Source organism: Pantoea sp. SGAir0183 (assembly GCF_043545505.1).
In genome coordinates this window covers 1,650,177-1,675,825 of record NZ_CP028053.1, presented here as the reverse complement: position 1 = coordinate 1,675,825, position 25,649 = coordinate 1,650,177, and the positions used below count along the sequence as shown (strand labels likewise).

Annotated in this window: 19 protein-coding genes and 1 tRNA gene; 5 read left to right on the top strand and 15 right to left on the bottom strand. The window is 56.5% G+C overall.

Annotation, left to right across the window (positions count from 1 at the left end; translation table 11 throughout):
- Positions 1 to 167: 167 nt before the first annotated feature.
- The 6 genes from C1N59_RS07825 to C1N59_RS07800 form a co-directional block, all read right to left on the bottom strand.
- On the bottom strand, positions 168 to 1,625 hold the full coding sequence (locus tag C1N59_RS07825; protein WP_058701619.1) for an NAD-dependent succinate-semialdehyde dehydrogenase: 1,458 nt from the start codon (positions 1,623 to 1,625) through the stop codon (positions 168 to 170).
- A 137-nt stretch (positions 1,626 to 1,762) separates the two neighbouring features.
- Positions 1,763 to 2,722, bottom strand: coding sequence for an HTH-type transcriptional regulator Cbl (gene cbl, locus C1N59_RS07820; protein ID WP_006119660.1), 960 nt, complete (start codon positions 2,720 to 2,722; stop codon positions 1,763 to 1,765).
- 204 nt (positions 2,723 to 2,926) lie between these two features.
- Positions 2,927 to 3,844 carry a nitrogen assimilation transcriptional regulator NAC gene (gene nac / locus C1N59_RS07815; protein ID WP_006119661.1) on the bottom strand — a complete coding sequence of 306 codons (918 nt, stop codon included), beginning with the start codon at positions 3,842 to 3,844 and terminating at the stop codon, positions 2,927 to 2,929.
- 604 nt (positions 3,845 to 4,448) lie between these two features.
- Positions 4,449 to 5,474 carry an ABC transporter permease gene (locus tag C1N59_RS07810; protein WP_369974382.1) on the bottom strand — a complete coding sequence of 342 codons (1,026 nt, stop codon included), beginning with the start codon at positions 5,472 to 5,474 and terminating at the stop codon, positions 4,449 to 4,451.
- Positions 5,475 to 5,497: 23 nt separating this feature from the next.
- Positions 5,498 to 6,982 (bottom strand): sugar ABC transporter ATP-binding protein, encoded by a 1,485-nt coding sequence (locus tag C1N59_RS07805; RefSeq protein WP_033740365.1) that lies wholly within the window; start codon positions 6,980 to 6,982, stop codon positions 5,498 to 5,500.
- Positions 6,983 to 7,013: 31 nt separating this feature from the next.
- Positions 7,014 to 7,937: a sugar ABC transporter substrate-binding protein gene (locus C1N59_RS07800; protein WP_033740368.1), complete on the bottom strand. Its 924-nt coding sequence runs from the start codon at positions 7,935 to 7,937 to the stop codon at positions 7,014 to 7,016.
- Between the two features lie 503 nt (positions 7,938 to 8,440).
- Here C1N59_RS07800 and C1N59_RS07795 point away from each other — a divergent pair.
- Positions 8,441 to 8,516: transfer RNA gene (locus tag C1N59_RS07795), tRNA-Asn, on the top strand.
- 290 nt (positions 8,517 to 8,806) lie between these two features.
- Here C1N59_RS07795 and C1N59_RS07790 read toward each other — a convergent pair.
- The gene (locus C1N59_RS07790; protein ID WP_152999662.1) at positions 8,807 to 9,934 is read right to left on the bottom strand and encodes a hybrid-cluster NAD(P)-dependent oxidoreductase; all 1,128 of its coding nucleotides are present in this window, start codon (positions 9,932 to 9,934) and stop codon (positions 8,807 to 8,809) included.
- Positions 9,935 to 10,295: 361 nt separating this feature from the next.
- On the opposite strand from C1N59_RS07790, the gene C1N59_RS07785 reads away from it, so the two are divergent.
- Positions 10,296 to 11,561 (top strand): aromatic ring-hydroxylating oxygenase subunit alpha, encoded by a 1,266-nt coding sequence (locus C1N59_RS07785; protein ID WP_394550515.1) that lies wholly within the window; start codon positions 10,296 to 10,298, stop codon positions 11,559 to 11,561.
- A 48-nt stretch (positions 11,562 to 11,609) separates the two neighbouring features.
- Here the strand turns inward: C1N59_RS07785 and C1N59_RS07780 are convergent, their stop codons facing one another.
- The 8 genes from C1N59_RS07780 to C1N59_RS07745 all read right to left on the bottom strand — a co-directional run bounded on the left by C1N59_RS07780 (position 11,610) and on the right by C1N59_RS07745 (position 22,423).
- Complete coding sequence (locus C1N59_RS07780) at positions 11,610 to 12,401, bottom strand: electron transfer flavoprotein subunit beta (protein ID WP_394550514.1); 792 nt, start codon at positions 12,399 to 12,401, stop codon at positions 11,610 to 11,612.
- Positions 12,391 to 13,629, bottom strand: coding sequence for an electron transfer flavoprotein subunit alpha (locus tag C1N59_RS07775; RefSeq protein WP_394550513.1), 1,239 nt, complete (start codon positions 13,627 to 13,629; stop codon positions 12,391 to 12,393). Before C1N59_RS07775 ends, C1N59_RS07780 begins: the two co-directional genes overlap by 11 nt.
- Positions 13,629 to 15,587, bottom strand: coding sequence for a (Fe-S)-binding protein (locus tag C1N59_RS07770; protein ID WP_058708376.1), 1,959 nt, complete (start codon positions 15,585 to 15,587; stop codon positions 13,629 to 13,631). Before C1N59_RS07770 ends, C1N59_RS07775 begins: the two co-directional genes overlap by 1 nt.
- Before the next feature lie 65 nt (positions 15,588 to 15,652).
- Positions 15,653 to 17,716 (bottom strand): dimethylglycine demethylation protein DgcA, encoded by a 2,064-nt coding sequence (gene dgcA, locus C1N59_RS07765; protein WP_039338060.1) that lies wholly within the window; start codon positions 17,714 to 17,716, stop codon positions 15,653 to 15,655.
- A 93-nt stretch (positions 17,717 to 17,809) separates the two neighbouring features.
- Positions 17,810 to 18,337 carry a DUF5943 domain-containing protein gene (locus tag C1N59_RS07760; protein ID WP_054633518.1) on the bottom strand — a complete coding sequence of 176 codons (528 nt, stop codon included), beginning with the start codon at positions 18,335 to 18,337 and terminating at the stop codon, positions 17,810 to 17,812.
- A gap of 38 nt (positions 18,338 to 18,375) precedes the next feature.
- Positions 18,376 to 19,353, bottom strand: a complete 978-nt coding sequence (locus tag C1N59_RS07755; RefSeq protein WP_033740378.1) for a dipeptidase — start codon at positions 19,351 to 19,353, stop codon at positions 18,376 to 18,378.
- Between the two features lie 209 nt (positions 19,354 to 19,562).
- Entirely contained in the window at positions 19,563 to 20,711 is a 1,149-nt protein-coding gene (locus tag C1N59_RS07750; RefSeq protein ID WP_033740379.1) for a choline metabolism transcriptional regulator GbdR, read from the bottom strand.
- A 335-nt stretch (positions 20,712 to 21,046) separates the two neighbouring features.
- Positions 21,047 to 22,423 (bottom strand): L-serine ammonia-lyase, encoded by a 1,377-nt coding sequence (locus tag C1N59_RS07745; RefSeq protein ID WP_394550512.1) that lies wholly within the window; start codon positions 22,421 to 22,423, stop codon positions 21,047 to 21,049.
- Positions 22,424 to 22,736: 313 nt separating this feature from the next.
- Here C1N59_RS07745 and glyA point away from each other — a divergent pair, with 313 nt between their 5' ends.
- The 3 genes from glyA (at position 22,737) to C1N59_RS07730 (ending at position 25,640) form a co-directional block, all read left to right on the top strand.
- Entirely contained in the window at positions 22,737 to 24,002 is a 1,266-nt protein-coding gene (gene glyA / locus C1N59_RS07740) for a serine hydroxymethyltransferase (protein WP_039338062.1), read from the top strand.
- A gap of 85 nt (positions 24,003 to 24,087) precedes the next feature.
- Positions 24,088 to 25,341, top strand: coding sequence for a sarcosine oxidase subunit beta family protein (locus C1N59_RS07735; RefSeq protein ID WP_033740946.1), 1,254 nt, complete (start codon positions 24,088 to 24,090; stop codon positions 25,339 to 25,341).
- Between the two features lie 11 nt (positions 25,342 to 25,352).
- On the top strand, positions 25,353 to 25,640 hold the full coding sequence (locus tag C1N59_RS07730) for a sarcosine oxidase subunit delta (protein ID WP_033740381.1): 288 nt from the start codon (positions 25,353 to 25,355) through the stop codon (positions 25,638 to 25,640).
- Positions 25,641 to 25,649: the final 9 nt, after the last annotated feature.

The window sequence follows — 25,649 nt, the reverse complement described above, 5'->3', positions numbered from 1 at the left end:
GGGTTAAACAGATGATTTAGTTCACAAAAAAGCCGCATTGCTTTGGTGCAATGCGCATGAAACTTGCACTAAAAAGGAGAATACCGATAAAACGTCGATCTGGCGCACAAAAAAAACGCCAGCATAACGTTCATGCTGGCGAGGAATATCAGAAATTAAAAGTTAAATTACAGGCTGCCCATGTGAAATGTTTTTTGCTCCAGATATTCGTCAATGCCATATCGCGACCCTTCGCGACCTATGCCGGATAATTTCACGCCGCCAAACGGCGCGACTTCCAGCGAAATGACGCCGGTATTAAAACCGACCATGCCAAACTCCAGCGCTTCCGCCACGCGCCAGGCTCGACGGATATTTTCAGTAAAGAAGTAAGCGCCGAGGCCAAAGGGTGTGTCATTTGCCATCGCCAGCGCCTGTTCTTCATCATCAAAGATAAACAGCGGAGCCACCGGTCCAAAGGTTTCTTCCTGCGCGATGCGCATCTCACTCGTGACCTGTCCCAGCACGGTGGGCTGCACCCACGTACCGGGGCCGTTGCTGATGCCACCGGTCAACAGCGTTGCGCCTTTTTGCAGCGCATCATCAATGTGCCCGTTGACCTTCTCCACCGCGGAGGTATTGATCAACGGCCCGATAGTGCTGCCAGGGGCAAAACCATCTCCGACCTTCAGGGTCGCCACCGCGTCCAGCAGTCGGGCGGCAAAGCGTTCATAGATGTTACGCTGCACCAGAATACGGTTGGCACACACACAGGTTTGTCCCGCATTACGGAATTTGCTGGTCATCACGCCTGCGACGGCAATCTCGATATCCGCGTCGTCAAAGACAATAAGCGGCGCGTTGCCGCCCAGCTCCAGACTCAGGCGTTTAATGCTGTCAGCGCACTGTTTCATCAGCAACTGGCCCACGCGCGTTGAGCCGGTGAACGAGATTTTACGCACCAGACGGCTTTCGGTCAGCGCGGCGCCGATGTCTGTCGGCATGCCGGTGAGCACCTGTAAAACGCCTGCCGGGAAACCCGCGCGCTCGGCCAGCACGGCCAGTGCCAGTGCAGACAGCGGCGTCAGGTCAGACGGTTTAACGATAATCGGGCAGCCTGCCGCCAGTGCCGGTGCGACCTTGCGGGTAATCATTGCGATGGGGAAATTCCAGGGCGTAATCGCTGCCGCGACGCCAACCGGTTGTTTCAGGACAATAATGCGCCGGTCGGTCGTTGGGGCGGGAATGGTGTCGCCATAAATCCGACGCGCTTCTTCCGCAAACCATTTCACAAAACTGGCACCGTAGAGCACTTCACCGCGCGCCTCCGCCAGCGGCTTGCCCTGTTCTGCCGTCATGATGATGGCCAGATCGTCAGCGTTATCAAGAATAAGCTGATGCCATTTTTCCAGCAGCGCCGCACGGGTGGCATTGGGGGTTGCCGCCCATGCATGGCGGACCGATTCGGCACAGGCAATCGCCGCCTCCGTTTCCTGGCGACCTAACGCCGGTACGCTCGCCAGCGTTTCGCCCGTAGCCGGATCGTTAACGGCGAGCGTTGCGCCCTGATAACCGTGTTGCCATTCACCGGCAAACAGCGCCTGCTGGCGCAGTAGTGTGTGATCTTTCAGTTGTATACGTGACATCGCATCCCCCTTTTTCAGTTCTCTTCACTTTATCGGTTGGGGGAAGCGCAGGATGTTGTTATTGGCAGCCAGAAAGCGTTCGCTATGGCGAATGACGGCCGAAAAAAAATTTTATGCCGTCAGGGCGCAACGCGGAGTCAGATCTGAAAGTCGATTACGGGCTCATCATCGCCTGCCGTAGAGAGCGCCTGCGCTTTAATTTCTTCAAGCGACAGATTCGCGTTGCACAGCTCAAGGAACTGCCAGACGTAATTGCGCTGCAGTTGTCCCCGTTTCAGGCCCAGCCAGACGGTGTTGGCGTCGAACAGGTGAGTGGCATCCAGCCGGACCAGCTCTCCGCCCGGCTCTTTTTCACAGGCCTGATCGGCCAGAATACCGACGCCCAGCCCGAGTTTGACATAGGTGCGCACCACATCGGAATCCTGAGCGCTGAGCACGATATCCGGCTTTAAGCCGGCGCGCTGAAACGCGCTGTCCACCCGGGAGCGGCCGGTAATGCCCTGCCGGTAGGTAATTAACGGATGCTGACTGAGAGCATTCAGTGAGACCGGCTGCTGTTGTGCCAGTTCATGATCGCGCGGAACCAGCAGTGCATGATGCCAGCTGAACCAGGGAAACGCGGCCAGGCTGTTATTATTCGCCAGCATTTCACTGGCAATCCCGACATCCACCTCACCGGCCAGTAGCATATTCACAATTTCCTGCGGCGATCCCTGATTAAGTTCAAGCCGGACATTAGGATAAAGCTGGCGAAAGGACTTGATGACCGGCGGCAGGCTGTACCGGGCCTGCGTGTGTGTGGTGGCGATAGAGAGAATGCCGCTGGATTCGTTCGTGAAGACATCGGCCAGGCGACGCACTTTACCGGCTTCATCGAGAATGCGTTCGGCGATGGTAAGCAGCGCCTTGCCCGGCTCCGTCATACCAAGCAGGCGCTTGCCCCGACGGACAAAAATTTCGACGCCAAGCTCATCCTCCAGATCGCGAATATGACGGCTGACGCCTGATTGCGAGGTAAACAGCGTGCTGGCGACCTCCGTGAGGTTGAACTCCCGCCGCGCGGCTTCGCGAATAATTTTAAGTTGCTGGAAATTCAAAATATTTACCTCTCTTTACGCAATCTGATCATTCGATAATAAAAACGCTTATCGATAACCTGAAATAATAAAAAAAGATTTATTTATGCGTTTGAAGCATATAGCCGGCGGCAGGACGCACAGAGAGGACAGCCTGGAAGAGGAGAAAAGGCAGCGGCGCGGTTTTACGCGCCCTGCTTGAGAGGGATAAACAGAACGTTGTGTTTAGCTGACCAGCGTGAGTTCGCGTTTTTCAGTCAGTGGCTTGTTGAGCAGCGACAGCAGAATATTTTTAACGGCCTGTGCGGGTGGCGATAACGGCAAGCGGTGTGAAAGATTCAGTGACAGCGGCAGGCTGATGGTCGGGCTGGTGATCCGCGCCATCCAGGCCTGGGTTGAACCAACCAGCGCTCTGGCCGCCGATTCAGGCAACACGGTCACGCCCATCCCGCTGGATATTGCGGCGGTGAGCGTCGAAAGCGATTCGATCTCGCCAATAATGCGCGCGCTCAGGCGGCGCAGTGAGAAAGCCTCATCAACACGCTGGCGCACGGCGCTGTAATCACGCGGCAGAAACAGGCTCATCTGGGCTACCTCGGCCAGATCGACGTTGGCGCCAGGGCAGGCGGTTGCGCCGACCAGATAGAGATCTTCTTTCAGCAGGGGCACGCTGTTGATGCCCGCCGTGGGGGCGCGGTCATACAGCACCGCCATATCCAGTTGCCCGCTGATGATGTTGTCATTCAACGCACTGCTGCTGTTTTCATGCAGGTAAATCATGATATCCGGGTACTGTTCCCGTACGGTTTGCAGAAGCGGCATAGTTAACGCGGATGCCGCCGTGCCCGGTGCCAGACCGATTGACACCTGCCCCTCCACCACCTGACCGGCATTCATCACCGCAGACTGGGCCAGCTCACACTGCCGCAGAATGACGCGTGCATGGCTGTAAAGCAGTTTACCGGCTTCGGTCGGTGTGACGCCGCGTTTGGTCCGGTTCAGAAGCTGCTGTTCCAGCTCGCCTTCCAGCGTAGCAACCTGCTGGCTCAATGCAGGCTGAGCAATATGCAGCACTTCTGCTGCCTGTGTCAGGCTACCGATATCGACGATTTTCACAAAGTATTTCAGCCGTCTTAAGTTCATCTTGCCTCCGTCGCTACGTCAAGGTGTCTGGCTGGTCGCTACTCACCAGCCTGCATAAGAGGGAATTGCAAGATGCAGACCAGGTTTATTCAGTTTGCAAAATATCTTTGAAAATTTTTCTAACAGTCGGATAAAAAAGCGTTTCCTGTTACCTCTAAAGAGGTAATCCCGGACGACTGCCAGACCTGCTTTTCCCATTCATGTCGCCCTGCACCGCAATAGTGCGCAACATGACAGACCAGCGTGCAGGGATGGTTAACAGGCAATCTTCATCGAGGATGAGGCTTGATGACCGGGAAATCCCCCCCACCTCTCCGGGGCAGGGTTTATCCGTAAAAGGCGGGAAACGTAACAGGTTTAGCAGACCGCCGGGGCGGCGTTATCACGGCCCGGCAGACGTGCAAAGACGCATTAGTTAAAAGGAATAACCGAAACGTTTACTACCCTGTTTTTTCTTTTAACAGGATCGCGAAACGGGACGACGTAAACGCATTTGTGATGTAGCAAGGCGGCGGTGGCGCTTAGTCCCGGGCGCAGGGTGAACGATGTGACCGGGATAAGCGCCTGCCGCCAGCGCCGCTACAGCGCCAGGGCGGCAGCGTATTCAGCGTTTGGCACGGTTGCGTCGCATATCGATGGTCACTGCGGCGACGATGATGATGCCTTTGATGATATCCTGGATGTACGCATCTACCCCGACAAACGTAAAGCCGCTTTTAATCAGTCCCAGTATCACCGCGCCTATCAGCGTGCCGGTAATGCGCCCTACGCCGCCCATCAGGCTGCTGCCGCCGATAACCGCCGCGGCAATCGCATCCAGCTCATAGCCCACGCCCATGCTCGACTGGCCGCTACTGACGCGCGCCGCCAGTACCACGCCCGCCAGGCCGGACAACGCGCCTGCGATGGTATAGACAATAATCAGGTATTTATTGACGTTGATACCGGACACTTTGGCCGAGGTCATATTACCGCCGATGGCGTACACGTATTTGCCGTAGCGGGTATGTTTCAGTGCGATGTGGAACACCAGCGCAACCACCAGGAAGATAATGACCGGCATTGCGCCCTGGCCAATCGAGGTGAACCCGTCAGAGAGAAAACTGATAGGGTTACCCTGGGTGTAATACTGTGCCAGTCCACGGGCCGACACCATCATGCCCAGCGTGGCAATAAACGGGGGAATACCGGTACGGGTAATTAATACGCCGTTAATCAGACCGCACAATAACCCTACCCCAATGCCGGCCCCAATCGGCACCACCGCGGGCATGTTCACCAGTGACGGAAACATCGGGGTCAGCGTATCTGAAGTTTGCGCCAGACTGGCGGCTACCACGGCAGTGAGCGCGATAACCGACCCGGAGGACAGATCGATACCGGTGGTAATAATGACCTGGGTCACGCCCACAGCAATGATGCCGATAATGGCAACCTGCAGGACGATAAGAATCAGACGATTGGTGTTCATCAAAAAGGACTGATCGCGCACATACCAGCCAAACATTTCGAAAATTAACGCAATGCCGACCATCACGACAAAAATGCCGGTATCTTTTGGCAGTTTCTGACGTAAATGCGCAAAAAAAGAGGGTTGATGCTGAGGAGCCTGCGTGGCCGTTGCTTTCATATTACTCATCGTGGTTTCGCGCCTCATTCGGATGCTAACGACAAAATAGTTTCCTGATCGGCCTCGTCTTTATCGAGGATGCCGGTAATGCGCCCACCATGCATCACCATGATACGGTCACTCATGCCCAGAATTTCCGGCAGCTCTGACGACACCATAATGATGGCAACTCCACGGTTGGCCAGTTCACTGATCAAACGGTAAATCTCTGCTTTCGCCCCGACGTCAATTCCACGGGTCGGCTCATCAAGAATCAGGATTTTGGGTTGAGCCAGCAGCCAGCGGGCAATCAGGACTTTCTGCTGATTCCCTCCGCTCAGGTTATTGATGATTTGGTCCATGGTGGGGGTTTTGATATTCAGACGGCGGATCTGATCCATGCAGTCCTGAGCCATTTTCACATGACTGACAAAACCGCCTTTACCGCTGTATTCAGGCATGTTGACGATGCTCATGTTCTCTAACACCGACAACACCAAAAACAACCCGGACTTCTTGCGATCTTCTGTCAGAAACGCCATTCCTTTTTCGATGGCGACCGACGGCGAATCAATAGCGACCGGCACACCATCAATCAGGATTTCGCCGCTGTCGAAAGGCACCATGCCAAACAGGCTTTCCATCACTTCACTGCGTCCGGCACCGACCAGACCCGCCACACCGAGAATTTCCCCACGGCGCACGCCAAAGCTGACGTCGGAAAAGCGGTCCTGACAACTCAGGTGACGAACGGTGAGCACCTCTTCCCCAATCGCATTATTGAATTTCGGGAACAGCTGCGTCAGCTCACGTCCGACCATTTTGGTAATCAGCGACTGACGCGTGAATGCGCTGGTACTGTCGCTGCCCACCCAGCTGCCATCGCGGAACACGCTGATTTCATCCGTAATGGCGAAGATCTCATCCATTTTGTGACTGATATAAACGATGGCTTTGCCCTGCTCGCGCAGATCACGAATGATGGTAAACAGATGGGCGACCTCGGTTTCCGTCAGGGCGGAGGTAGGCTCGTCCATGATCACAATGTCCGAGTTCCAGGACACCGCTTTGGCGATCTCCACCATCTGCTGTGACGCAATACTGAGTTCGCCCACCAGCCGATCGGCTTTCAGTCTGATGTTCAGGCGGCTTAACAACTGCTGGGTTTCTTCATTCAGTCGGGCGTGATCGACAAAACCAAACTTCACCGGCTCCCGTCCCAGCCAGATATTCTCTGCGACGGTCATATGCGGCACCAGGTTGAGCTCCTGATGAATCATGGAAATACCGGAACGTAACGCATCCATGGTGTCCCTGAACTGCACTGGCTCCCCTTTAATTTTAATGGAGCCCTGATCGGGACGGTACATCCCGATCAGGCATTTCATTAAAGTGGATTTGCCCGCGCCATTTTCACCCATCAACGCATGTACCGTTCCCGGACGCACACGTAACGACACATTATCCAGTGCCTTCACGCCCGGAAAGAACTTGCTGATGCCTTCGGCTTCAAGCGCAAACGCGGTCATACATCACCTCCGTTCCACAGGTTCAGGACGTTTATTTTTGGTTCATGCTGGTGTATTTGGTGTAGTTGTCTTTGGTGATCAGCTGGAACGGGATATCGACGATCTTTTGCACTTTCTCACCTTTGACGAGCTTAACCGCCGTTTGAACGGCACCTTCACCCTGTCCTTTTGCGTCCTGGAACACGCTGGCGACCATTTTGCCGTTCTTAATCATCTGCAGCGCATCGGGGGTACCATCGACACCGGCGACCAGAATATGTTTATCGTTTTTACCCAGCGCCTGAATGGCACCGATGGCCATTTCGTCGTTGTTTGACGCGATAGCGTTGATATCGTCTCCGGCGGTCATCCAGTTACTCACGACGTCCACCGCATCGTTACGGCTAAATTTCGCCGTTTGCTTTTGTACCACTTTAATATTCGGGTATTTCGCCACGACCGCTTCCACCCCTTTGGTGCGCTCGCGGGTGGATTCGTTCGCCAAATCACCCAGCAAAATAGCCACGTTACCTTTTCCGTTCATGGCTTTTGCCAGCGCTTCCATCTGCAGACGGCCCGCCAGTTCGGAGTCAGAACCCACAAACGCCATCTTGTCACCCAACTGCGCCTGGGGTTTGCGGTTGACGAACACCAGCGCCACACCCGCCTTAGATGCCTGATCGATAATCGGTTTCACCGCGTCGGTGTCGACCGGGTTAACAATAATGGCGTCGACGCCCTGACCAATAAAGTTTTGTACCTGCTGAAGTTGCTGCGCGACATCGCCTTTGGCATCTTCAATCTGGCCTTTTACGTCATCCTTTTTCATCTCATTTTGTATAGCGTTACGCACAATGGTCAGGAAGTTATCGTCAAACATCGCCATCGAAACCCCCACGGAAATATCTTTCGCCATCGCAGCGGCGGGCAACATGCAGGCTAACAGTGAAGCAACAATCGTTTTTTTGATGTTCATAGGGACCCTTCTTATTTGTTAACTTGCTAGCGACTGACCTGTTGAATGAAAAATATTTTTTACATTCATACCGCCTCGCTGGCGTTTTTAATGGAAAATTTGAGGTAAGACGACTACGTTGACGCTTTTCTGACACCCCCACCACTTTTCTTATCTTCATGATTTCCATAAACATGCGCTACAGGCGACGCGGACGCATCTCAGAACATTCCATTTTGTCGCCGTAAACAGTTTATTTATTCCATAAATTACTTTTTTGAAATTTTTATCATAAAAGCACTGAAACAAGTGTTTTGATATCGTCAAATAACAAAAATTTGACATGCGTCTAACATCTACCTGGAAATGGGTTTAAAGTGAGATCCTGTTAGCAGTTTGAAAAGCAAGCGAATGCGTTAGTTCTTCGCCAATGCGCTGCTTTTACACGCACTTGAACGCAAACCGTTAAAGAGTGCTTTGACATCCCGTACTGACGCCGCTACTATTCGCCCCGTTCCAACAATTCCTCTGTAGTTCAGTCGGTAGAACGGCGGACTGTTAATCCGTATGTCACTGGTTCGAGTCCAGTCAGAGGAGCCAGATTAAGAAAAGCCCGCTCAGGGAAACCTGAGCGGGCTTTTTGTTTGGTGCGCGTTTGTGAACGCTTGCAGGACATATGTCCCGTTCGACGGCCCTTACGCGGGAGTGAGGCGTCGATGCAGAGTGAGGACGGCCAGCAAGAAGGAGAATAAGCCCTGTCACTGACGCTGCGGCTGTCTATCCGCTGCGGTGAACGGCGCTTTACCCCTGTTCAGGCTGCGTCACCGTTGCGCACTGCACAGCAAACGTGCTCGCGCTGAGCGTGCGCCAGACGGCGATGCGGATCGTCATTAAAATTCAACGATGATATTGTTCTTTGGAATGCTACAGCACGACAGAATGTAGCCCTCTTCCACATCCTCATCGGTGATGCCGCCGTTGTGGTTCATCTCGACGTCGCCGTCCAGGCACTTCACCTTACAGGTGCCGCAGATGCCCATGCCGCACGCTTTTGGAATATGCAGTCCCAGTTTGGCCGCGGCGGCGTGCACGGTTTCGCCGGGGGCGATTCTGACGCTCTTGTCGCTTTGGGTGAATGCTACGCTAAGCAGTTCTGAACTGCACAGCGCGTCGGCCATTTCAGCGGCCTCTTCGGCCTCCTGTTCGACCTGCTCCTGCACGACCTCTGGTGTGGCACCAAACGACTCTTCGTGATAGCGCGTCATGTCATAACCGACTTCCTGTAACAGCGTTTTAATCGCACGCATGTACGGTGTCGGGCCACAGCAGAAAACCTCGCGGTCCTTGAAATCCGCAGCAATCATTTGCAGCATCGCCAAATTGAGGAAACCGCTGAAGCCGGACCAGCACTGGCCCGATTCGTACCGCTCACAGATGATGCTCAGTCTGAAATTGGGGATGCGCGCCGTCATGTTTTCCAGATCGCGTCGGAAAATAATGTCTTCCGGCGTTCGTGCGCTGTGCACAAACACCATGTCCACATCCGCATTGGTATCAAAATACCAGCGCGCCATCGACATCATGGGCGTAATGCCCACGCCGCCAGAGAGGTACAGCACCTTGTTGCTGGGATAGTCGATGCAGTTGAACTGCCCTACCGGACCATGTACTGCCAGATTCATGCCCTCGCGCAGTGTGGCATGTAACCAGTTCGAGACCACGCCGCCCGGCACCTGTTTTACCGAAATGGAGAAGCTGTAAGGCACGGAGGGCGAACTGGAGATGGTATAGGAGCGGAAAACCGTTTCATTCTCGATCAGCAGTTCCAGCGTGACAAACTGCCCCGGTTTGAAAAAGAACATCACCGGCTGCTCTGCCATAAAACAGAAGGTTTTCACGTCATGGGTTTCCTGTATCACCTTCACGCAGCGCACCGCATGGCGGCCATTGGTCCAGGTTTGTGTTGTGACAGGCTCAAAAGCATTGGTATTCAGTACGGTGATATTTCGGTCTGACATACGTTTCATTCCCATCAGAAGTGGAGAGTTCAATTGCCTGTCTGACTGGCGACATCGCAACAGGCTTTTGAGCCGGTAAGCCTGATTTTCCGTTTAACCCTGTTTCAGCATTTAGTTATTCGCGACACGGAAATGCTTAAAAAAACCGTCCCGCTAAGAAATTTCGCGCGCACGTCTTTAACAGAGGGGATGGATGTCGCTGGCAGAACATTGGCGTGCGCGTAACCCGTGCAGCATGGACGTCACCCTTAGCCGTTACGCGTGCATCAACGTCTGGCCTGACGGAAAATTTGGGTGGTTGGCATCCTGTTACGCCTGGAAAGGCGCAAAACACTCTCCTTAACCGCGCGGGAAGATCACTATGAGCCATAACGATCTGCTGAATATCACCTGTACAAGCCTTGTCGATGCGAACGACCGCATACGCGATTTGCTCGAAAAGCGTCAGCCCAACTACTCGCTGCCGCAGGCGCTTTATAACGACCCGACTCTGTTTCGCATTGATATGGAGGCGATCTTTCAGAAAGAGTGGCTGTTTGCGGGAATGAGCAGTGAAATCCCGAAAAAAGGGGACTACTTCACCCTTGAGGTGGGTCAGAACCCGGTGCTGGTCTTGCGGGACGCGGAAGGTAACATTAACGCCTTTCATAATACCTGCCGTCATCGCGGCTCCCGACTCTGCTCAAAAGAGCGCGGCAAAGTGGCGAATCTGGTGTGTCCCTATCATCAGTGGACCTACGACCTGAAAGGCAATCTGTTATTTGCCGACTCGGAAATGAATCAGGCATTTGATATGAAGCAGCACGGGCTGAAAAAGGCGCACTGCAAAACCGCCGGCGGCTTTATTTTTGTCTGTCTGGCTGATGCGCCGCCACAGTCTGACTTTGACGCCTTTCTGGCCACCCTGGACGAATACATGGCGCCCTATGACGTGGAAAACACCAAACTGGCGGCAGAATCGCACATGTACGAAAAAGCGAACTGGAAACTGGTGCTGGAGAATAATCGCGAGTGCTATCACTGCGCCGGAAGTCATCCTGAACTGCTGAACAGCCTGCTGGAGTGGGACGATACCAACGATCCGCGCGCGCCGCAGAGCTTCCACGATTACTACAATAAACAGGCCGCACGCTGGGACGAACAGGGAATTCCCCATCGCCACCAGAGCTTTGGCCTGCGTAACCGCATCGTGCGGATGCCGCTGAAAGAGGGCACGAAGGCGATGACCATAGATGGTCGCGAAGGCTGCACCAGACTCATGGGGCGCTTTTTGAGTCACGATCAGGGTTCCATGCGCATCCTGCACCTGCCGAACTCCTGGAACCACATGCAGAGCGATCACTTTATTGTGTTCCGCGTGTTGCCCCTCTCGGCGCAGGAAACGATGGTCACCACCAAATGGTTTGTGCATAAAGACGCGGTGGCGGGTGAAGATTTTGATCCCGAGAAACTGCGTGCCGTCTGGGATGCGACCAATGAGCAGGATCGCGTTCTGGGGGAAGAGAACCAGCGTGGGATTAACTCTGTCGGCTATCAACCGGGCCCTTATTCGGAAACCTATGAGTTCGGCGTGATTAACTTTATCGACTGGTACAGCGAAACCATCCTCAAAAACGTGAAAGGCTGATGATATTCCTGCCTGGCGAGGATCAAGCCAGGCAGGATCAGCGTTGCCCTAGCGAATCACCCCCTCCTCCAGCAGCAGATCAAAGACCGCCTGCGCCATTTCCTCTACCGGTTTATTTTGCAGAACCTTTCCACCGTCGCTCTGTGATTTGGCGGTTGCCGCTTTAAAGCGGTCAGCAGCCGTTTTGGCTTTGATCTTTTTAAGACGCTTCGGCCGTTTGACCGCCGGGGCAATCTGCCATTCCGCTCTTGCCGCATCCCGCACCTCAACGCCCGGCTGCGCCATAATCGTCGCCCGGTTTGCCGGACCAAAGGCGACCTGACGCGGTGCGCAGGCGGCCATGTCGACGCTGGCGATAAACGGCAGCGCAATGCGTAGCAACCGGCGCTGTCCCCGCGGCAGTGCCTGTAATACTTCGGCATCGGTGCCGTTCAGGCTGACGATTTCCGCCACGCCGACCACCACCGGCATCGCCAGCGCTTCCGCCAGCAGAAAAGGTAGCATACCGGACGACTCACCCCGCTCCGACCGGCCGCCGGTCAGGATCACGTCCGGCTGATCCTGACTAAGGTAATAGCTCAATACCGCCACCGCGTCGCCCTGTTCGTCCATGGCGAGCACGCGCAGCGCCTCCACGCCCATTCCGGCATAGCTGCGCAGCGCCGCATCATGCGGATCGCCCGCATGCAGGACTTCCAGGGTGTCCTGCGCCAGCGTCAGCCCAAGCTCTACCGCGCGGGCGTCCTGTTCCGCCCGACGGGCGCGTCCGGATTCCGGATGCCTGCCCACCGACACCAGCGCGGTGATACGGCAGCCGCTGTGTTGCACATTATGCTGCATGATGTAACTCCTCTTTGCGCCAGTCACGCACCCGCCGTGCCAGCGCTGCCAGAACCTCATCACTGTCGGCAATCACGCTGAGCGAGGCGCGGCTGACCATATCACAGCCGGGGTCGGTATTAATGGCAATCACCCGGTCACACTGCGCAATGCCCTGTAAATGCTGTACCGCGCCGGAGATGCCCACCGCCACATAAACCCGTGCCGTTACCCAGGTGCCGGTGGCCCCTACCTGACGGAAACGCGGCATATGACCGCTGTCCACCACGACACGGCTTGCGCCTTCGGTGGCCCCGAGAAGCGCGGCCGTGGCATGAAACTGTTCCCAGTTGCAGATGCCATTGCCTGCCGACAGAATGAATTCCGCTTCGCCCAGCGGCACCGCAGCCGGATCGACCGGTATCAGGCCGCAGTCCTCAATACGTTTTGTCCGGATACTCAATGGCCCGATGCTGACCGGCAAGACCTCATGCCGGGTGTCGTCGATCGGTTCGGCGCACTCCTCCGCCAGCAACATCACGCGCGCAAGCGGTCGGGTAATATCCGCGCTGCCGCCTGCGGCACGGCTGATGCAGGTTTCCCCGGTTACGCGCCAGACCTGGGTTGCGGGCCGTTCGCCCGTGCGGGCGGCAAACCTGCAGCCAAGTTCGAAGCCGCCCGCGACGCTGTCCGGGAACAGCCAGAAACGCGGTGCCCACTCTTTTTCAACCGCCATCAGTGCATGAATGCGCTGCTCCGGGCGGTAGCCGGAATAGTGCTCGCCGCTGAGATGCAGCAGGCGATCCACACCGGCCGTCGCAAAGTCCCCTTCACGATGCTCGCCAAACACCACGGCCATCACCACGCCAGCGCCACCAGCATGCTGGATCAGCTGATGAGCCTGGCCCAGGATATCGCGATCGTGGCGGGTAAGGCGTCCGCCGGACATGTCGAGCACCACGGCCACGCAGTAATCGGGCTGCTCCACACGATACAGCGGCCGTTCGACCGGATGATCAGCCCCGGCCAGACGCCGGCTGGCGAGCTGCACGCAGGCATTACCGTTCTCGCGGTCAATGCGCCTGAGGCCAGTCGGGCCGGTAAAGCCTACGACGTGTGGGTTTTTGCGCAGCAACCCTGACGGGCCGCGGCTCTCCGGCGGCGGCTGACACCGCTCCGCATGGTCGGGATGCAGGCGGTTGCGGCTGACCCACTCAAGGCGCGGATCGCGACGTATGATCGTTTCCATCAGATAACCTCCACAGCAATTTGGCGGTCGCGGATTTTCGCGGGCAGCGGTTTTTTGGGTTCGTTCAGCGCCTCAGCCACCAGTTCGGCGATGTCTTTTACCGCCGGACGTGGCCCGACAACGCCTTCCAGCATCGCGGTACACTGCTGGCAACCGACAGCGATCAGTTCCGCCCCGGTCTCTCTGGCATCCTCCATGCGCATATCGGCGATACGGCGTTCACCAGGAATATCCGTCACCGGCGCACCGCCTCCGCCACCGCAGCAGCGGGAACGAAAGCCGGATCGGGTCATTTCAGACAGCGTGATCCCCAGCTCCGCCAGCACTTCGCGCGGAGCGGCATATTCACCGTTATAGCGGCCGAGATAACAGGGATCGTGCCAGGTCACCTTGCCGCCCTTGTAATCCTTCAGGTCCAGGAGCTGCGCCTTAACCAGTTCGTTGATGAATGTCGTGTGGTGCAGCACCTCGTAGTCGGGCTGCGTGCCAGCCGGATAGTGTTCAGGATATTCATTCTTCAGACAGTGAAAGGCATGCGGATCGGTGGTGACGATGCGGTTAAAACGATACTGTTGCAGCGTCGCAATGTTGCTTTTCGCCAGGCGCTGGAATGTGGCGTCATCGCCCAGCCGCCGCGCCACGTCGCCGCTGTCCCGTTCTTCATCGCCCAGCACCGCAAAACGCACATTGGCGGCCTTAAGAATATTGACGAAGGCGCGCAGGATACGCTGACTGCGCATATCAAACGCGCCGTCCGATACCCAGAACAGCACGTCGGTCTGTTTCACGTCGCGCATCAGCGGCAGGTTCTGGTCAGCCGCCCAGTGCGTACGGCTGCGCGGATTAAAGCCGTTCGGGTTGTCAGTGAGACTGAGGTTTTCCAGCACTGCCGCGCCCTTGCCTGGTGTTTGCCCCTTTTCCAGCGTCATAAAACGGCGCATATCGACAATGGCATCAACGTGCTCGATCATCATCGGGCACTCCTCAACGCAGGCGCGGCAGGTCGTGCAGGACCATAACGTCTCTTCTTTAATCAGCCCCCCGACGATCGGTTGATGCGGCTGGCCGCAGGCCTCACCGACGGGTACACCGGGATAAGGGCTGCCCGCAAAACGGGCATCGTTGCCGCCTGCCATGCCGATCACCATGTCCTGAATCAGCTTTTTTGGGTTTAGCGGCTGACCCGCCGCAAATGCCGGGCACATTGCTTCGCACTTACCGCACTGGACGCAGGCGTCAAATCCGAGCAGTTGATTCCATTTAAAATCCGCCGGTTTTTCGACGCCCAGCGTCGGCGCATTGAGATCGACGCTTTTGAGTCCGGTTGAACGTCCGCCGCCAAAGCGTTCCGGCCGGCGATGAAAAGCCAGATGCAGTGCGCCCGCAAAGGCATGTTTCATCGGTCCGCCCCAGGCCATGCCAAACACCATCTCACCCAGTCCCCAGATGATGCCCGCCAGCAGAAGCAGCGCCAGCGCCCAGCGTCCGGCCTCGCCAAACCGATCCGAGATCGGCAATGTGGTGATAAAGAAGGTGAACGCAAACACCAGCAGACTTTTCGGCAGCCGCATCCAGGGGCCACGCGAAAGCCGGGCGGGCGGATTCCGGCGGCGATACCAGACAAACAGCGCGCCTGTAAACATGACGACCAGCGCGGCCGCCAGTACGCCATTGACCAGTACGTTGCTGATGCGAAAGAGGTGAACCGCCAGAATCAGTAACATTGACAGGACAAAGCCACCTGCGGTCGCCACATGGGTGCGCGACATGTATTTATCGCGTGCCACGACATGATGCAGATCGACCAGATAGCGCCGTGGCATGGCCAGCAAACCGCTCAGCAGGGCCACCTTTTCAGGTTGCCCGCGCCGCCAGAGCAGCATGCGCCTGACCATACCGATGAGGGCGAGTATCACTGCGCCAAGCAGTAACCAGGGAAGTAACCGATCGAGTACCATGATGTGCCCTTACCAGACAATTTCTGCGATGTGCAGCGCGCGGGCTGCACGTCAACGACGGCGAATTACAGGTCCTTACACAGACGCAGTGCATCGTAAATCGCGGCGTGGGCATTGCGTTGCGACACGCAGTCGCCCAGGCGCCAGAGGATCATGCCACTGCCCGGCTGCGACAACACCGGCTGCGGTTTGATGTCAAACAGCGCCTCTACATCAATCTGCCCGTTGTTGCGCGATTCGGCTTTCAGCGCGTAGTACAGCGCCTCATCAGGACGCGTGCCGTTCTCGACCACGATCTGATCGACCACCCGCTCCTCTTTCTGGCCGGTATACTCATTTTCCAGCACCGCCACCAGCTTCTCGCCTTCGCGATACACTTTCTCCAGCGCCAGATCAGCGGTCATCACGACCGCTTTTTCATACAGGCTGCGATAGTAGGTTGGGAACGTCGTGCCGCCGATGCCAATGCCGGGTTTGATGTCGCCAGTGACCAGTTCGACTAACGCGCCGCGTGCCGCCAGGAAGTCGGCGGCGGACATGCCAGAGAACTCACAGATGGCGTCGTACACCAGTACGTTTTTGCCCGGCTCCACCACGCCGTTGAGAATGTCCCAGCTGGAGACCACCCTTCCGTCGGCTGCGCCCCATTCCGGATTTTGTTCAAGGAAAGGTTGTCCACCCGTAGCGAGGATGCAGACATCCGGATTCAGGTCCCGGATCATCGCCGTATCCGCTGTCGTATCAGTCATAACGTTAACGTTAAGGCGCGCCAGCTCCATCGCTAACCAGCGCGTAATCCCCGCCATCTGGTCGCGCTGCGGCGCTTTGGCGGCAATGGTGATCTGCCCGCCCAGTTCACTGGCGCGCTCGATCAGCGTCACCTTATGACCGCGCTCGGCTGCCACGCGTGCGGCTTCCAGTCCGCCAGGCCCGCCGCCGATGACCACGACGTTGCGCACAGGGCCGTCGGTTTTGGTAATGATATGCGGCAGCCCCATGTACTCGCGCGAGGTGGCCGCGTTCTGAATACACAGCACATCCAGCCCCATATACTGACGGTCGATACAGTAGTTCGCCCCGACGCACTGACGAATCTGGTCTACCTGATTCATTTTGATTTTGGCGATAAGGTGCGGATCGGCGATGTGGGCGCGCGTCATGCCGACAAAGTCCACATAGCCCGCGGCGAGAATGCGCTGTGCCTGATTGGGATCTTTAATATTCTGCGCATGGATCACCGGCACCGAGACCACTTCTTTAATGCCTGCCGCCAGGTGCAGGAACGGCTCGGGCGGATAGCTCATGTTGGGGATCACGTTAGCCAGCGTGTTGTGGGTGTCACAGCCGGAACCGACCACACCGAAATAATCGACCAGGCCGGTTTTATCGTAGTACGCGGCAATCTGGCGCATGTCCTCATGGCTGAGGCCGTCCGGATGGAACTCATCGCCGGTGATGCGCATGCCCACCACAAAGTCCGGCCCCACCGCGTCACGCACGGCAGTCAGGACTTCAAGGCCAAAACGCATCCGTTTTTCAAAGCTGCCACCCCATTCATCCGTGCGCTTATTGACGCGCGGCGACCAGAACTGGTCGATCATATGCTGATGCACGGCCGATAACTCGACACCATCCAGGCCGCCCGCTTTCGCCCGCACCGCCGCTTTGGCGAAATCGCCAATGACGCGCCAGATCTCCTCTTCCTCGATCGTTTTACAGGTGGCGCGGTGCACCGGTTCACGAATACCGGACGGCGACATCAGATTCGGCCAGTTTTCCCCATCCCAGCGTGAACGGCGACCCATATGGCTAATCTGAATCATGATTTTGCCGCCGTGCTGATGCACGGCATCGGCCAGATTCTGAAAGTGCGGAATGATACGATCAGTGCTCAGGTTGACCGAGCTCCACCAGCTCTGCGGACTGTCGATGGACACCACGCTTGAGCCGCCGCAGATGCAGAGGCCACACCCTCCCTTCGCTTTCTCTTCATAGTATTTCACGTAGCGATCGGTGGTCATTCCGCCATCCGTGGCGTACACCTCGGCATGGGCCGTGCTGACAATGCGGTTGCGGATAGTCAGTTTATTTATCTTCAATGGCTCAAACAGCAGATCAAACTGTGACATAGCTTCACCTTCACGTAATTCTGATAGCCCGCCGCCAGCCAGCGGTTCCTTCAGGTCATGCGTCTTACGCAGCAGGCTGCGGCGCGTGCGTGTTTAGCGCGGCGAAACGGTGAAGATGCCGTAATCACAGCCCTCTTCCGCCGCACTCTGCGTCTGCACCGCCTGCGTTCTTACGCTGTAACCCAGGCTTTCGGCGATCTGGTCCATGGCACCGGCAAACCAGCCGGTAAACATGTAGTCCACCTTACGGTTCACTTTGCCGTACTGATACACAAACGCGGAGTGATCGAGCCGGATGCGCGCGGTCCCCTGCTTCAGGTCCAGCGACTCGGTGGTAAAAAAGCCCCAGCCGCGCTGAGAAAGGCGTTTCATGTAGTGTTCAAACACCGCCTCACCTGAAAAACCGTGCAGTTCGGCCTCTTTCTGGCACCAGTGCCAGGCGGATTTATAGCCCGCTTTATAGAGGATCGCGGCATAGCGTTCTGCACCGATTTCCTCTTCGACGCCCATATGGTTATTCACAAAAAAGTGGCGCGGTACGTACAACATCGGTAACGCATCGGTGGTCCAGACGCCGGTTTCATCATCGACGCTGATAGGCATTTCAGGCGCATGTGCCATGGTTTAACCTCACGTGTTCACAGGAATGGGTAACGGATTTACTCGTTCCAGACATTGGCCAGCAGATTGAGCCAGTTTTCGCCCATAAATTTACGCACCTGCTTTTCGGTGAAGCCGTGACGTAACAAGGCGGCGGTTAAATTCGGGAATTCGCCCAAAGTACGAATGCCCTCCGGGTTGATGATCTTGCCGAAGTCCGTTAACTGGCGGGCGTAGCCTTTATCGTGAGTCAGCCATTCGAAAAATGCCTGGCCATGTCCCTGGGTGAAATCGGTGCCAATGCCGATTTGGTCTTCCCCGACCCGGTTAAAGATGTAGTCGATGGCTTCGACATAATCCTCGATGGTGGAGTGAATACCGTTCTTTAAAAACGGGGTAAACATGGTGACGCCAACAAAGCCGCCGTGATCGGCAATAAACTTCAACTCTTCATCCGATTTATTGCGCGGGTGATCTTTCAGACCTGACGGCAGGCAGTGTGAGTAGCACACCGGTTTTTTCGAGGCGAGGATCACCTCTTTCGAGGTTTGCGCGCCGACGTGCGACAGGTCGCACAGCATGCCGACGCGGTTCATCTCCGCCACGACTTCATGGCCGTAGCCCGAGAGGCCGCCGTCACGCTCATAGCAGCCGGTACCGACCAGGTTCTGCGTGTTATAGGCCATCTGCACCACACCGACACCCAGTTCTTTAAACACCTGGATATAGCCAAGCTGGTCTTCAAACGCATGGGCGTTCTGGAAGCCCAGCAGAATCCCGGTTTTGCCTTCGTCCTTAGCGCGGCGGATATCGCGCGTCGTGGTGACTTTGGTGACCAGATCGGCGTTTTGCGCAATCAGGTGATTCATCTCGACGATGTTATTCACCGTGCTCTGGAAGCCCTCCCACACGGATACCGTGCAGTTGGCCGCGGTGAGTCCGCCGCGGCGCATATCTTCAAACAGCGCTCTGTCCCACTTCGCAATGACCAACCCATCAATGACAATCGCAGAATCATGCAATTCAGTCGCGTTCATATCTTCCTCTCTGGTTTACGTCATAACCGGATGCGGCCTGATGAAAACAGAATAGGGTTTACGCGCGGGCAGAATTGTTCTGAAAACGTCACTTGCCTGACCGCTGGCGCAGTTCAGGGCACAGAAAAACGGCAATATGTTGCGGGACCCGAAGCAAAAAACAGCCCCGAAAGGCTGTTTTTTGCTGACGCAGTGGGGTAAGACAGGCGTCAGAGATTGCCCGGCAGCGTGACGGAGCCAAAGGTGGGTTCAAACCGCGCTTCGTTCAGAATACGCAGGGAGGTGGAGACGGTGCTTTCCTGCTGCCAGTTAGTCAGCCCGGGCAGGTCGGCCATGAAAAACTGCGTCAGCGTTTTGCCGCTTCCCTGGCTGTGAACGCCGCGCCGCTCTTCACGCGGCGGCACGCCAAGGTGTTCGCGATAGCATTTACTGAAGTGCGGCGTGGAAACAAAACCGCAGGCCAGCGCAATTTCAATAATCGACATGGAGGTTTGTTTTAATAACTGACGGGCGCGGAACAGACGCAGCTTTAAGTAGTAACGTGAGGGCGAACAGTGCAGATATTTCTGGAACAGCCGTTCAAGCTGTCGCCGGGACAGGCCCACGTATCCGGCCAGTTCATCCAGATCGATGGCCTCTTCGATATTGGCCTCCATCAGGGAAACGGCTTCGACCAGGCTGGGCTGGGCGGTGCCGAGTACATGGCGCAGGGGAATACGCTGGTAGTCGGACTCGTTGCGGACCCGGTCGCAGATAAACATCTCTGAAATGGCGGCGGTGAGCTGATGGCCAAAATGCCGTTGAATCATCGTCAGCATCATATCCATCGGTACAGTACCGCCACTGCTGGTCATGCGATCCTGCTCAATCACAAACAGCTGATTGGTGCAGATCACGCGGGGATAGGCTTCCTGCATGGAGGCTATGCATTCCCAGTGGGCGCTGCAGTGATAGCCATCCAGCAGCCCCGCTTCCGCCAGCAGGTACGGGCCGGTACAGATGCCACCAATCAGGATCTTACGGCGCGCCAGACTTTGCAGCCAGCCAATCTGTCGACTGGAATAGCTGCGGGTAATGTTGACACCGCCGACCACAATCAGGACATCCAGTGCCGGCACGTTCGCCATCGAATGGTCGGGTGTAATGGCAATCCCGTCACTGGCGACAACGGGCGCGCCCTCTTCACTGACGGTATACCAGCTGTACAGCTCCTTGCCGCTCAGCTGGTTCGCCATGCGTAAGGGTTCAACGGCGGTTGCCAGCGCGATCATGGTGAAGTTATTCACCAGCAAAAAGCCTACGCTGCGCGTTTTATTTTCAGTAGAGGAACGTTTATGAATTGCGTCTGTATCGAACATGTGCGCTGACCTCTATTAGGCTTAACAGGAACATCACCCAGGGGTATTTCACCCAACTGCTTTCCAACACCTATAGAGTAAGCAACAGCCATGCCATTCGTCACCAGGTCACACGACGCAAAAATGACACACAGTTAACATAAGCGAAACAAATGTTTGTTCAGCTTCACAGATTTGATCATTGCAGCCCTTTCAACGCAGGCAGGCTTCATAACGGTGCACCCGCTGAACCGTTTTAGTCATATGACGGTTTTATTGCACTGTTTTGTGACGTGTTTTTCTGGCTGTTTTTTATTCGAACCCATAAGCGTAAGTAACCAAAAACCAACACATCGTTAACATTCAATCGCGTTGACCGCCAGCCCGCCGCGCGAGGTTTCCTTGTATTTATCCTGCATATCCCGTCCGGTGTCGCGCATGGTGCGAATCACTTTATCCAGCGAAATAAAGTGCTGACCGTCGCCGCGCAGCGCCATCTGTGCCGCGTTTATCGCTTTCATTGCCGCAATGGCATTGCGTTCGATGCACGGCACCTGCACCAGTCCGCCAACCGGATCACAGGTCAGACCGAGATTATGCTCCAGCGCAATCTCGGCGGCATTTTCGACCTGCTCGGGCGTGCCACCCAGCACCTCGGTCAGGCCGGCTGCTGCCATAGCAGAGGCGGACCCCACCTCACCCTGGCAGCCGACTTCGGCCCCCGAAATGGAAGCATTTTTCTTGCACAGTGCGCCGATCGCCGCCGCCGCGAGCAGAAAATCGACCACATCGTCTTCGCGCGCCTGGGGTTCAAACTTCATGTAGTACATCAGTACCGCCGGGATAATACCTGCCGCCCCGTTCGTGGGCGCGGTAACCATACGCCCGCCTGCCGCATTTTCCTCATTGACCGCCAGCGCATAGAGGTTGATCCAGTCCATCGCCGACAGGGTTGAACTGATCACATTTTCCGCTGAGGCGCGGCACAGCGATCGGTAGAGCATGGGCGCTCGTCGGCGCACGTTAAGCCCTCCCGGCAGGATGCCTTCATTTTCCAGACCATTGGCAATGCACTGCTGCATCACCTGCCAGATCTGCGCCAGACCGGTCCGAATCCCGGCCTCCGTGCGCCAGACTTTTTCATTCTCCAGCATCAGTGCACTGATGCGTAACTGCCGGTCCGCACAGTGTGCCAGCAAAGCGGCGCCGCTGTTAAAGTCGTAGGGCAGCGTGCACTGTGGCACCAGATGTGCCGACGCCAGCGCCTCATCCTCATCCAGCACAAATCCGCCCCCAATGGAGTAATACACGGTCGAACGGCTTTGCCCGTTGCGGTAAAACGCGCTCAGGCGCATCGCGTTCGGATGGTAAGCAAGCACATCATCGACAAACAGCAGGTCCTCATGGCTGTCGAACGCAATGTTTTCTCCCCAGGGCAGCGTGAGGGAGCCGGTTTCATCAATCGCCTGTATCGTGCTGTTGATCGTAGCGGGATCGACGGTATCGGGTGAGGCGCCCATCAGCCCCATCAGTACCGCTTTATCCGTACTGTGCCCGCGCCCGGTGGCGCTGAGCGAACCAAACAGTTCGACTTTGATGCGGTAAATCATCCCACGATCCTCACGATGACCGAGCGGTTCGACAAAGCGTTGTGCCGCGCGCATAGGGCCAACGGTATGTGAACTGGAGGGACCAATTCCGACTTTGAACAGATCGAAGACACTGATACTCATGTTGCGCTCCCGGGCTTATGCCTGCCGTTGAGTGAATGACAGCCGCATTATCTGCGCGGATGAAAAACAAGAGATGCCGGATAACGACGTATTTGGCGATGAATTCGCCATGTTTTGCCCTTTCTGCCGTTCCTCACCGTTCAATGTGTCCGCCTTGCGTGGGTATGTCGCAAATTGACATCGCCGGGGCGCTACCAAACATTCCGGCATCGGTGACGCTGGTTATTATCCCTCCCACATTCACTCTACCGCTGCCCTGAACGGTTCAGGCCCAAAGCAGGCGCTGCGTGGTTATCCGGGCAAGGAGAAAAGCATGTTTGCGAAGCGCGACGATATTCAAAGCTTTGACAGTGAACTGTGGCAGGCCATTGAACAGGAAGCGGTGCGTCAGGAAGAGCATATTGAGCTTATCGCCTCCGAGAATTACACCAGCCCGCGCGTGATGCAGGCTCAGGGTACGGTACTGACCAATAAATATGCAGAAGGCTATCCGGGGAAGCGCTACTACGGCGGCTGTGAATATGTCGACGTAGTCGAAAAACTGGCAACAGAACGTGCCTGTGCGCTGTTTGGTGCCGATTACGCTAACGTGCAGCCCCATTCGGGTTCGCAGGCGAATGCGGCGGTCTATATGGCGTTGTGCCAGCCGGGCGACACCATTCTGGGCATGAGCCTGGCGCACGGCGGTCATCTGACGCACGGCGCCCATGTCAGCTTCTCCGGCAAAATTTACCGGGCCGTGCAGTACGGCCTGAATGAAGCCAGCGGCGAAATTGATTATGAACAGGTCGAAGCGCTGGCGCTGGAACATCGGCCGAAAATGATCGTCGCCGGTTTCTCGGCCTACTCACGCGTCGTGGACTGGGCGCGCTTCCGCGCCATTGCCGATAAGGTCGGTGCCTGGCTGTTTGTCGACATGGCGCATGTGGCGGGCCTGGTCGCGGCGGGCCTTTATCCCACTCCACTGCCCTATGCCGATGTGGTCACTACCACCACGCATAAAACCCTGCGCGGTCCGCGCGGCGGCCTGATTCTGGCAAAAGCCAACCCCGAGCTGGAGAAAAAGCTCAACGCCGCCGTGTTTCCGGGCGGCCAGGGCGGTCCGCTGATGCATGTGATCGCCGCCAAAGCCGTCGCCTTTAAAGAGGCCATGCAGCCTGACTATACCGACTACCAGCGTCGCGTGGTCAACAATGCCCGCGCGATGGCCGACGTGTTTATGACGCGTGGCTACGATGTGGTCTCAGGCGGCACCGACAACCACCTGTTTTTACTCAGCCTGATTAAACAGGGGCTGACCGGTAAAGCGGCCGATGCGGCGCTGGGACGCGCCAACATTACCGTCAACAAAAATGCCGTTCCCGGCGATCCACAATCCCCGTTTGTGACCTCCGGTCTGCGCATTGGCGCGCCGGTTGTTACCACGCGCGGCTTCAGCGAAGCGCACTGTCGCATGCTGGCCGGCTGGATTGCCGACATCCTGGATGTGATGAACAACGCCGACATGCTGGAGACGAAGATTGCTCAGGTGAAGCAGCAGGTGCTGTCCCTGTGCGCGGACTTCCCGGTTTACCGTTAGGCCAGGCGGCCACCGGCTTCGGTCGGCGGCGCGGTTTTATCGTCTGTCAATTCGCCCACGCGCGAGAGTTACTGGAGTAGAAATGATGCAACGCTATTCAGGATTTGGCCTGCTCAGGCACAGTCTGAGCTATCACGAGAACTGGCAGAAAGTCTGGCGCAACCCCACCCCGCAGAAACGCTACGACGTTATTATCATCGGCGGCGGGGGGCACGGTCTGGCTACCGCCTACTATCTGGCGAAAGAGCACGGCATCACCAACGTGGCGGTGCTGGAAAAAGGCCATCTTGGCGGCGGCAACATCTGCCGTAACACCACGATTGTGCGCTCCAACTACCTGTGGGATGAATCCGCAGCGCTGTATGAGCACGCCATGAAATTATGGGAAGGCCTGTCACAAGAGCTGAACTACAACCAGATGTTCTCTCAGCGTGGGGTTTATCACACCTGCCATACGTTGCAGGACCTGCGCACCAATGAACGACTGGCGAATGCCAATCGCCTGCAGGGCATCGACAACGAGATGGTTTACGGCGACCAGTTACAGAAAGAGATCCCCGCACTGGACTGCAGCAAAGATGCGCGCTATCCGGTACTGGGCGCGTCGGTACAGCGGCGCGGGGGCAATGCCCGTCACGATGCGGTGGCCTGGGGTTATGCCCGTGCGGCGGACAGCCTGGGCGTCGATCTGATTCAGAACTGCGAGGTCATTGATATGGAAATCAGTGACGGCAAAATCACCGGCGTCAAAACCCGCCACCACGGCGTAATTAAAGCGGATCGGGTGGGGTGCGTCACCGCCGGTAACTCTGGCGTGATGGCCAAAATGGCCGGCTTTGAGCTGCCGGTTGAATCCCATCCGCTTCAGGCGCTGGTCTCCGAGCCGATCAAGCCCTTCCTGGATACCGTCGTCATGTCCAACCATGTGCATGGCTATATGAGTCAGTCAGATAAAGGTGATCTGGTCATCGGCGCAGGTATTGATGGCTGGGTCGGCTATGGTCAGCGCGGCTCCTACAGCGTCATCGAACACACCATTCAGGCCATTGTTGAGCTGTTTCCGTGCACCAGCCGTGTCCGCATGAACCGTCAGTGGGGCGGCATTGTCGACACCTGCCCGGATGCCAGCCCGATTCTCTCGTCCACCCCGGTGCGCAACCTGTTCTTTAACTGCGGCTGGGGCACCGGTGGCTTTAAGGCTACGCCTGGCTCCGGCAACCTGTTTGCCCATCAGTTAGCGCACGGCACGCCGCACCCGATTGCCGAACCCTTCGCCCTGTCCCGGTTTTATACCGGTGCGCTGGTCGATGAACATGGCGCCGCAGGCGTAGCCCACTAAGGAGTGACAACATGCTGCACATTTACTGTCCTCACTGTGGTGAGTATCGCGAAGAAGAAGAGTTTCATCCCCGTGGCCAGGCGCATATCGCGCGGCCTGCTAACCCGGATCAGTGCAGTGATGAAGCGTGGGGAACCTTTCTCTATTTCCGTAAAAACCCGCGCGGATTACATCACGAACTTTGGGTGCACAGCGCGGGATGCCGCAAATTCTTTAATCTGGTACGTGATACCCAGACCTATGAGATCAAACAGGTTTACACACTCAACGAACAGCCTGAATCCCGTGAACACGCGTAAGGAGCGGAG

Coding starts and splice junctions, on each gene's coding strand:
- C1N59_RS07825 (WP_058701619.1), bottom strand. CDS start 1,625: ATGTCACGTATACAACTGAAAGATCACACACTACTGCGCCAGCAGGCG.
- nac (WP_006119661.1), bottom strand. CDS start 3,844: ATGAACTTAAGACGGCTGAAATACTTTGTGAAAATCGTCGATATCGGT.
- C1N59_RS07810 (WP_369974382.1), bottom strand. CDS start 5,474: ATGAAAGCAACGGCCACGCAGGCTCCTCAGCATCAACCCTCTTTTTTT.
- C1N59_RS07805 (WP_033740365.1), bottom strand. CDS start 6,982: ATGACCGCGTTTGCGCTTGAAGCCGAAGGCATCAGCAAGTTCTTTCCG.
- C1N59_RS07800 (WP_033740368.1), bottom strand. CDS start 7,937: ATGAACATCAAAAAAACGATTGTTGCTTCACTGTTAGCCTGCATGTTG.
- C1N59_RS07790 (WP_152999662.1), bottom strand. CDS start 9,934: ATGTCAGACCGAAATATCACCGTACTGAATACCAATGCTTTTGAGCCT.
- C1N59_RS07785 (WP_394550515.1), top strand. CDS start 10,296: ATGAGCCATAACGATCTGCTGAATATCACCTGTACAAGCCTTGTCGAT.
- C1N59_RS07780 (WP_394550514.1), bottom strand. CDS start 12,401: ATGCAGCATAATGTGCAACACAGCGGCTGCCGTATCACCGCGCTGGTG.
- C1N59_RS07775 (WP_394550513.1), bottom strand. CDS start 13,629: ATGGAAACGATCATACGTCGCGATCCGCGCCTTGAGTGGGTCAGCCGC.
- C1N59_RS07770 (WP_058708376.1), bottom strand. CDS start 15,587: ATGGTACTCGATCGGTTACTTCCCTGGTTACTGCTTGGCGCAGTGATA.
- dgcA (WP_039338060.1), bottom strand. CDS start 17,716: ATGTCACAGTTTGATCTGCTGTTTGAGCCATTGAAGATAAATAAACTG.
- C1N59_RS07760 (WP_054633518.1), bottom strand. CDS start 18,337: ATGGCACATGCGCCTGAAATGCCTATCAGCGTCGATGATGAAACCGGC.
- C1N59_RS07755 (WP_033740378.1), bottom strand. CDS start 19,353: ATGAACGCGACTGAATTGCATGATTCTGCGATTGTCATTGATGGGTTG.
- C1N59_RS07750 (WP_033740379.1), bottom strand. CDS start 20,711: ATGTTCGATACAGACGCAATTCATAAACGTTCCTCTACTGAAAATAAA.
- C1N59_RS07745 (WP_394550512.1), bottom strand. CDS start 22,423: ATGAGTATCAGTGTCTTCGATCTGTTCAAAGTCGGAATTGGTCCCTCC.
- glyA (WP_039338062.1), top strand. CDS start 22,737: ATGTTTGCGAAGCGCGACGATATTCAAAGCTTTGACAGTGAACTGTGG.
- C1N59_RS07735 (WP_033740946.1), top strand. CDS start 24,088: ATGCAACGCTATTCAGGATTTGGCCTGCTCAGGCACAGTCTGAGCTAT.
- C1N59_RS07730 (WP_033740381.1), top strand. CDS start 25,353: ATGCTGCACATTTACTGTCCTCACTGTGGTGAGTATCGCGAAGAAGAA.